The organism is Cysteiniphilum sp. (genome assembly GCF_057495195.1).
Window position 1 is genome coordinate 1 of sequence record NZ_JBXTEF010000139.1, and the last position, 7,412, is coordinate 7,412.

9 protein-coding genes are annotated in these 7,412 nt (G+C 39.5%); 3 read left to right on the forward strand and 6 right to left on the reverse strand.

The features are described from left to right. Nucleotides 1–132 precede the first annotated feature (132 nt). Genes ACY10D_RS11645 through lptF form a run of 6 tightly spaced genes read right to left on the reverse strand, consistent with a single transcriptional unit; the run spans nt 133 to nt 4,632 of the window. Nucleotides 133–564: a DUF1841 family protein gene (locus tag ACY10D_RS11645; protein ID WP_487000895.1), complete on the reverse strand. Its 432-nt coding sequence runs from the start codon at nt 562–564 to the stop codon at nt 133–135. After that, a complete protein-coding gene (nth, locus tag ACY10D_RS11650; RefSeq protein ID WP_487000896.1) occupies nt 561–1,199 on the reverse strand; it encodes an endonuclease III in 639 nt (212 codons plus the stop codon). The genes ACY10D_RS11645 and nth overlap by 4 nt, the downstream gene beginning before the upstream one ends. Before the next feature lie 9 nt (nt 1,200–1,208). Further along, a complete protein-coding gene (locus tag ACY10D_RS11655) occupies nt 1,209–1,832 on the reverse strand; it encodes an RnfABCDGE type electron transport complex subunit B (protein ID WP_487000897.1) in 624 nt (207 codons plus the stop codon). A 52-nt stretch (nt 1,833–1,884) separates the two neighbouring features. Next, complete coding sequence (rsmD, locus tag ACY10D_RS11660) at nt 1,885–2,472, reverse strand: 16S rRNA (guanine(966)-N(2))-methyltransferase RsmD (RefSeq protein WP_487000898.1); 588 nt, start codon at nt 2,470–2,472, stop codon at nt 1,885–1,887. A gap of 4 nt (nt 2,473–2,476) precedes the next feature. Next, nucleotides 2,477–3,547, reverse strand: coding sequence for an LPS export ABC transporter permease LptG (lptG, locus tag ACY10D_RS11665; RefSeq protein ID WP_487000899.1), 1,071 nt, complete (start codon nt 3,545–3,547; stop codon nt 2,477–2,479). After that, entirely contained in the window at nt 3,544–4,632 is a 1,089-nt protein-coding gene (lptF, locus tag ACY10D_RS11670; RefSeq protein WP_487000900.1) for an LPS export ABC transporter permease LptF, read from the reverse strand. Before lptF ends, lptG begins: the two co-directional genes overlap by 4 nt. A 333-nt stretch (nt 4,633–4,965) precedes the next feature. Here lptF and galE point away from each other — a divergent pair, with 333 nt between their 5' ends. From galE to hemB, 3 genes are all read left to right on the forward strand, one after another. Next, on the forward strand, nt 4,966–5,961 hold the full coding sequence (gene galE, locus ACY10D_RS11675) for a UDP-glucose 4-epimerase GalE (protein WP_487000901.1): 996 nt from the start codon (nt 4,966–4,968) through the stop codon (nt 5,959–5,961). A 123-nt stretch (nt 5,962–6,084) separates the two neighbouring features. After that, nucleotides 6,085–6,369 (forward strand): ribosome assembly RNA-binding protein YhbY, encoded by a 285-nt coding sequence (yhbY, locus tag ACY10D_RS11680; protein WP_487000902.1) that lies wholly within the window; start codon nt 6,085–6,087, stop codon nt 6,367–6,369. A gap of 1 nt (nt 6,370) precedes the next feature. Then, nucleotides 6,371–7,339: a porphobilinogen synthase gene (gene hemB, locus ACY10D_RS11685; RefSeq protein ID WP_487000903.1), complete on the forward strand. Its 969-nt coding sequence runs from the start codon at nt 6,371–6,373 to the stop codon at nt 7,337–7,339. The last annotated feature ends 73 nt before the right edge of the window (nt 7,340–7,412 follow it).

A 7,412-nucleotide genomic window follows, 5' to 3' on the forward strand; every position in this document is an offset into this window, starting at 1 on the left:
GTTGGCTAAGCATAAGTCAAAGCCGCTATGAGCGTGTGATTTTCCAAAGTGTACCCACTTCGACTGATGCTCAGTGCGTCGCTTTGACTTACGCTCAGGGTACGGTGGACACTTGTGGGTAAGTATTTAATGTTAGCCGGAAATTAATAATTGTAATTGTGCGAGATAGTTTGACTCATCAGGTGGCATATGATGCTTTTGTGCGCTCCAGATGGATTCTGCTAAGTGATCCATCATCATGTGCTGTGCCTTATGCTCATCACGCTGTTGCTGGCAAAGCTGTTGGTAAATTTGATTGATACCATGGGGGCGATTAGTAACAACTTGCTCAATTAAGCCCATGTGTAGCCCCATATGTAGAAAGGGATTGGTTTCACCAATTTCAGGTGGGAAATCTTTGTCTAGATTATCCAAGTTTGACAGATAATGATGATACTCAGGGTGATGCTCGATAATGCGCGTGATTTGTGTTTCAAGATCAGTTAATGGCTGCTTAGTTAAATACTTATGCCAACTGTCAAAGTATAGCTTTCTCAGTTCTAAGCGATCGGAGCTAAAAATCATAAATAGGCTTCTTTTTGTTTGAATTCACATAAATCATAAATGGGGCATGTGCCACATTTTGGCTTTTTCGCAGTGCAGATATAGCGACCATGTAAAATAAGCCAATGGTGGGCGTCTTTTAAAAACTGTTTGGGAATGACTTTAAGTAAATGCATCTCCACTTCATCGACATTTTTGCCAGGGGCTAAATTGATGCGATTGGCAATGCGAAAAATATGCGTATCAACTGCCATAGTCAGCTCACCAAAAGCCGTGTTTAACACAACATTTGCTGTTTTGCGTCCAACACCAGGTAATGCTTCCAACGATTTGCGATCACGTGGCACAAGGCTATTATGTTTTTCAATCAACAGCTGACAGGTTTTAATAACGTTCTTAGCTTTTGTTTTATATAAACCAATCGATTGAATATATTCCATAAGATGTGCTTCACCCAGTGCAAATATAGCTTCAGGGGTATTAGCAATCGGATAAAGCTTATCAGTGGCTTTATTAACACTAACATCCGTGGCTTGCGCTGATAAGATCACAGCAATCAGAAGCTCAAAGTCTGAGCTGTAATTTAGCTCAGTTGTTGGATTAGGGTTATTGTTCTGCCAGATCTCAAAAATTTTTTGACGCTTTGCTTTGTTCATGAGTGTCAATTAATCCATTTTTTTCTTGGCTTTAAAGTTTGCTAAAGCTTGTTCAATATAAGCTTTCTTATCAATATTCATATTGCTTAAACGAATATTTTGTTGATGTTTTTTGGTCTCACTTTCTTTTAGTTGTTTAAGACGTATCGCACGTTTATTATGCTTGCTACGATAGTGTGCTTTTTGTGTTTCATATTGGACATCAGTTAATGCATGAGGTTGTTCCTCTAAAGGGAGTTCATGCATTTCAATGCAATCCATAGGGCACGGTTCAACACACAGATCACATCCCGTGCATTCTTCATTAATCACCGTATGCATCAATTTTTTAGCACCCATAATGGCATCGACAGGGCAAGCTAAAATGCATTTAGTGCAGCCAATACATAGATCCTCATCAATCCATGCAACTTTCTTTGGCGCATGCGTACCACAGCTTTTATCAAGCCTTAGCTTTTCTCTTTGTAATAATTTTGCCAATGCATCTGCACCTTGTTGACCACCCGGTGGACAGCGATTGTGCTTCTCACCATTGGTGATGGCTTTGGCATAATCATAGCAATCTTGATAACCGCATTTAGTGCATTGGGTTTGTGGTAAAAGCGCATCGATGGCGTCAATGGATACAATCATTGGAGTATTAAATTATTTCATACATCTGATAAGTTGGGCATTGTAGCACAAATCATGATTTTTGTAACAAGCATGCAGAAACTGCACCTTGCTTAGTTTGTTTGAGCATAGTGAAATGTGACAGTGATGGCGGTGGATTATTACTTGCGTATTCAGCATAAATAACGCAATCCTTATCAATATTGACATTTTTAAGGATGCTAGAGAGTGACTGCTCCAATAAATCACTACTAAACGGCGGGTCAAGGAAAATGACATTATAGTTATCGCAAGTTTTAAGATGAGCTAAAACATCTTTTTGATAGATAGCGACATTGTCGATAGCAAGTTTGTTTTTATTATTGTTTAAATGCTTTGTTGCCTGGGCGTCAAGCTCGAAGAAATCACAAGATTTTGCCAAGCGTGAAAGGGCTTCAAAACCTAGCGTGCCACTGCCTGCGAAAGCATCAAGACAATTTGCGTCAACAATATAAGGCATAAGCCAATTAAATAGCGTCTCACGTAAGCGATCTGAAGTTGGGCGCAGATTAGAGTTGTTTTCGCCACTAAATTCAATTTGACGTGATTTGTATTTACCAGCAATAATGCGTACTTTGCTTAATGATGCTTTACTAGTGTGTGTTTTAGAAAGAGGGCGCATTGTCTTATTCTCGCATTTTCCAAAATAGGAAGCCCAAAATAATCAAAAAGATAAAACTTGGAATAGCCGCACCCCAGAATCCTGAGAGATTATAGACAAGACTAAAGGGACCAAAGGTTTGATTAATAATATAGAAGCTAAAGCCAAAGAGCATGCCAATGATAAACTTATAGCCCAAGGCTGATGAGCGCATCGATCCTGAAGAGAAGGGCACTGCAATCAACATTAAAATAATCAGCGAGAGCGGTTGAAAGAAAGTCTGCCAAAACTTAAGCCAAATGCGATTGGCACTTTGCTGACCTTCTTTGTTAACCTTGATGTAGTCAATCAGCTCGCTTAAATTAAGATAATCAGTGTTAGAGGTAATGATCTTGAGTAAAAAGGGTGGCAATAGGTTGTTCCAGTACTGCTGTTTATCATGGTAAACAATGCTGCTATCTTTGCCAATTTGCGTGCTTGAGACATCATTAACTTGCCATTGCTTATTGGTAAATAATGCATTATCAGCATGATCAATTGCCGTGAGCTGATTATTGTCGATGGTATATTTGGTGATGTCTTTAAGCTTGCCATTAGCATCGTTTTTGCCAACATGGATAAAGGCGTTGCCCTCCCGAATCCATAGGGTTTGCGTATCATATAATACCAATGCTTCATTGCCACCGGTGGCAAGCGTTTTGTTAATCGTTGCCTTCTTTTGGAAGTACGGGGCAATGTAGGCGCCAGTTAAAAATGTTAAAAACGCCAAGCCAAAAGCAGCTAAAAGTACGCCTTTAGCAATTTGAGTTATCGATTGACCTGAAGCGCGCATGACGATCAATTCACTATTGTTGGCTAAAAGCCCAAGCCCCATAAGGCCTCCCAATAAAGCGCACACCGGCATGATCAGGTAAATGTTCGCAGGCACCTCATAAAGAACGTACAAAAAGGCAGCTAATGCGGTGAAGTTGCCTTTGCCAATGTCACCGGCTTGGGCAATATAGGTGAATAAAAAGAAAATGGCAGTTAATGCCAGAATCATAATAAAAGACGTGTATAAAACGGTTGAGGCGACATATAAGGTTAAGCGTTTCATGCGTTGACCTCTTTGGTTTTCTCTTCAAAGATACGACCATTATATTGTTTAAGTATTAAAAGCATAATACCGGCAAAGACAATATGTACCCACCAAAGTCCAAGCCAACTTGGGATATTGCCATCATTAAGCCATGATTTCGATAAAGATAGGAGGTTAAAATAAAGAATAAACACAATAAGGGCTGGAATGATTTTGCTATAGCGGCTTTGGCGTGGACGCATTTTACATAGTGCAAGTGCGATGAGTGAAGAGACGAGTATTGCCAAAGGAAAGCTTAATCGCCATTGCAGCTCAGCCTGATAACGTGGTTCATTGCTATTGATTAGCTCTGAAGTAGGAACAGATTCGATCGAGTTGTTGTAGCCGACACTAACCTTGGTTGGGATAAATTGCGTCGCTTCAGTGAAATGACCTTTTTGCACTTCAGCAACACCTGGCTTTGCATCATAGAAATAGCCGTTTTTAAGCACTAAATATTGATTACCATCCGGTCTTGTTTCGGCGTATCCGGTAGGGGCTGTGATAATCGTGCTGCCATTGTTGGGTTTTTGCTGATAAATAAAAATATCATGCAAAGTACCGTCAGGATCGGTTGACTTGGTATAAACAACCTGCTTTCCATCACTAAAGGGTGTGATTTTCCCAGGTTGAATAAAGCTTAAAAGCGAGCTTTTGGTTGTCGTCTTTTGTACTAGAAAGTAATTCTGATCCATTTTCGGTAAAACCAATAAGGTTAAAATAAGCTCTATCGCAAAGAGGCTTAATGCAGGGATCATGATGAATTTTAATAAGCGAAACCAGCTTGTGCCACAGGCAAAGGTGACCGTTAGTTCGTTATTAGCAAACATTTTGCCGTAAACAATCAAAATAGCAAAGAAAAAGGCGATTGGCAGTAAATAGGCGATATATTTGGGCAACATGACTGAGATCATTTTAAAAACAGCATCAGCTTCGATATTACCGCCAGAGACGATTGATAGGTAACGCACAAACATGTTGCTGATGACAATCAACAGTAGGATAAGAATAATCGCCATCGTCATATTCACAAGCTCGCGATTAAGATAACGTAATAAAATCAAAATTCACCCTCTACAAATCATATATAACTAACTGGAGTCACGCATTTTTTCTATTTCAACACTCTGTGTTGCAAGCTTAGCCAGCCCTCTTTGCAAGAAGGGTGGTAGCCAAAGGCTGACAGGGTGTTTATAAAATCATAGTTTTTTCTAAAATGTGAAACTTCAGTAACTAACTAAAAATCTAAGTTAATTAACTCAATACTAAAAACTTAGTGTATTTTACACGAATACGTTAGAAAATCAGTGTTTTTGTCGGCTATTTTTATTGGCGTTATTTTTCTAATTTGTTAGATTAGCGGCATCAAAAGATAAAGTGATATCAATAAGGCAAAAATGATTTTAATAACTGGCGGCACTGGGTTTATCGGCTCGCATACGGTGGTTGAGTTTTTAACAGCAGGCTTAGATGTTGTTGTTTTGGATAATCTTTATAACAGTAGTGACAATATCATTGAGCGCATTGAAAAAATCACCGCTAAAAAGCCCATATTCGTTAAAGGTGATATACGTGATGACGTCGTATTGCAGCAGATTTTCAGTCAATACGATATCAAGATGGTGATCCATTTTGCGGCATTAAAAGCCGTAGGTGAGAGTGTTTTTAAACCACTGGAGTATTATGATAATAATGTTGCAGGTACGCTAAATTTATTAAAAGTCATGCAGCAACATCATGTCAAAAGCTTTGTATTTAGCTCATCAGCTACGGTTTATGGCGATCCGGCAGAAATCCCGATTACGGAAAAATGCCCCATTGGCACACCAACCAATCCTTATGGTGTTTCTAAAGTCATGGTTGAGAAAATACTACAAGATTTAGCATTTGCTGATAATGAGTGGTCGATTGCAATACTCAGATATTTTAACCCCGTGGGTGCGCATAAAAGTGGTTTAATTGGTGAATTACCAAATGGTGTGCCAAATAACTTATTACCTTATTTGACTCAGGTGGTTAGTGGCAAGTTGGCAAAGTTATCTGTCTTTGGTAATGATTATAATACGCTCGATGGCACAGGGGTTCGTGATTATATTCATGTGGTGGATTTGGCGTTAGGGCATCTAAAAGCATATGAGTATATTAAGAATCAAAAAGGTTGTCATATTTGGAACTTAGGCACGGGCAATGGTTATTCGGTGCTTGAGGTCATTGATGCATTTGAAAAAGCCACAGGAGAGAAAGTTCCCTTTGAGATAAAGCCGCGACGTGCAGGAGATATTGATGAGTGTTGGGCAGATTGTTCAAAAGCAAAAAAAGAGCTTAATTGGCAAGCGACACGCGATATTAACGAAATGATGATTGATAGCTGGCGCTGGCAGAGTAGTCAATAGATCTAAGCATGGGAAATCAAATTAAGATATTAAGATAAATAAAAAGTAAAGCTAGTTAAGCCTAGGCAAATAAGTGTAGAATTGCTTGAGTTTATATATGTTATTTAAAATACAGAGGAAAATATGGCATTAACATCACAACAGCGTCAACAGCTAAAGGCGCAAGCACACAGTTTAAATCCAGTGGTCATGCTTGGAGATAAAGGATTAACGGAGAATGTGTTAACTGAAATTGATTTAGCATTAACGGCACATGAGCTTATTAAAGTTAAAATTGCGGGTGCTGAAAAAGAAGTGCGTCAAGCAACGACAGAGGAAATTTGTCAAAAAACCAAATGTGAGTTGGTGCAATTAATTGGCAATATCTCGGTGTTATATCGCAAGAAGCCGAAGAAAAAAGGAGCATAAGATGGGGTTTTTCCCGGTGACACGTCCAAGAAGATTGCGTCGCACTGAAGTGTTGCGAGAGCATATTGCTGAGACGCGTTTGCATATGAGTGATTTGATGTATCCGGTATTTGTCGTGCATGGTGAGAACATTAAGCGTGAAATTACGGCAATGCCAAATCAGTATCATTGGTCACTTGATCAACTGCCTGAACTGATAGATGAGATAAAAAAAGCCGGCGTTTTATCGATTATGCTGTTTGGTATTCCAGCGTGTAAAGATAAATATGCCTCAGAAAACTACGCTGATGATGGTATTGTGCAGCAAGCAATTGCTAAGATCAAAGAGCTTCATCCGCAATTGATTATTGCCACAGATGTCTGTTTGTGTGCATACACCGAAGATGGGCATTGCGGTATCGTGCATAATGATGAGATTAATAATGATCAGACCTTAGAGATATTGCAAAAAACAGCGGTTTCACATGCCAAAGCCGGCGCTGATATCGTCGCCCCCAGTGGTATGATGGATGGCATGATTCAAGCGATGCGTTATGCTTTGGATCAAGAAGATTACGCTGAAGTTGCGATTATGTCTTATGCGGTGAAATATGCTTCAAGTTTTTATGGACCCTTTAGAAGTGCGTGTGACTCAACGCCAAAGGGTGACAGGAAGTCTTATCAAATGGATTACCGCAATAAAAAAGAAGCACTTAAAGAAGCACAGATGGATGAAGATGAGGGAGCTGATTTTTTAATGATTAAACCTGCTTTAAGCTACTTGGATATTATTCAAAATGTTAAAGCTAATAGCACGTTACCGATCGCGGCATATCATGTCAGTGGTGAGTATGCGATGATTAAAGCTGCAGCTGAAAAAGGTTGGATTGATGAAAAAGGCGTTACCCTTGAATCCTTAACAGCGATAAAGCGCGCGGGTGCTAAAATCATTCTTAGCTATAGTGCACTTGATGTTGCTAAGTGGGCATAGCTAATTGTAGTTACGCACTTTGCGATTTTTTTAAGACTACCCCGTCTGCTTCGCATCCACCCCTTCGCTAACG

What these genes read in the sequence shown, in the direction of transcription:
- galE (WP_487000901.1), top strand. Translation starts at nt 4,966, where the DNA reads ATGATTTTAATAACTGGCGGCACTGGGTTTATCGGCTCGCATACGGTG.
- lptG (WP_487000899.1), bottom strand. Translation starts at nt 3,547, where the DNA reads ATGAAACGCTTAACCTTATATGTCGCCTCAACCGTTTTATACACGTCT.
- rsmD (WP_487000898.1), bottom strand. Translation starts at nt 2,472, where the DNA reads ATGCGCCCTCTTTCTAAAACACACACTAGTAAAGCATCATTAAGCAAA.
- ACY10D_RS11645 (WP_487000895.1), bottom strand. Translation starts at nt 564, where the DNA reads ATGATTTTTAGCTCCGATCGCTTAGAACTGAGAAAGCTATACTTTGAC.
- hemB (WP_487000903.1), top strand. Translation starts at nt 6,371, where the DNA reads ATGGGGTTTTTCCCGGTGACACGTCCAAGAAGATTGCGTCGCACTGAA.
- yhbY (WP_487000902.1), top strand. Translation starts at nt 6,085, where the DNA reads ATGGCATTAACATCACAACAGCGTCAACAGCTAAAGGCGCAAGCACAC.
- nth (WP_487000896.1), bottom strand. Translation starts at nt 1,199, where the DNA reads ATGAACAAAGCAAAGCGTCAAAAAATTTTTGAGATCTGGCAGAACAAT.
- ACY10D_RS11655 (WP_487000897.1), bottom strand. Translation starts at nt 1,832, where the DNA reads ATGATTGTATCCATTGACGCCATCGATGCGCTTTTACCACAAACCCAA.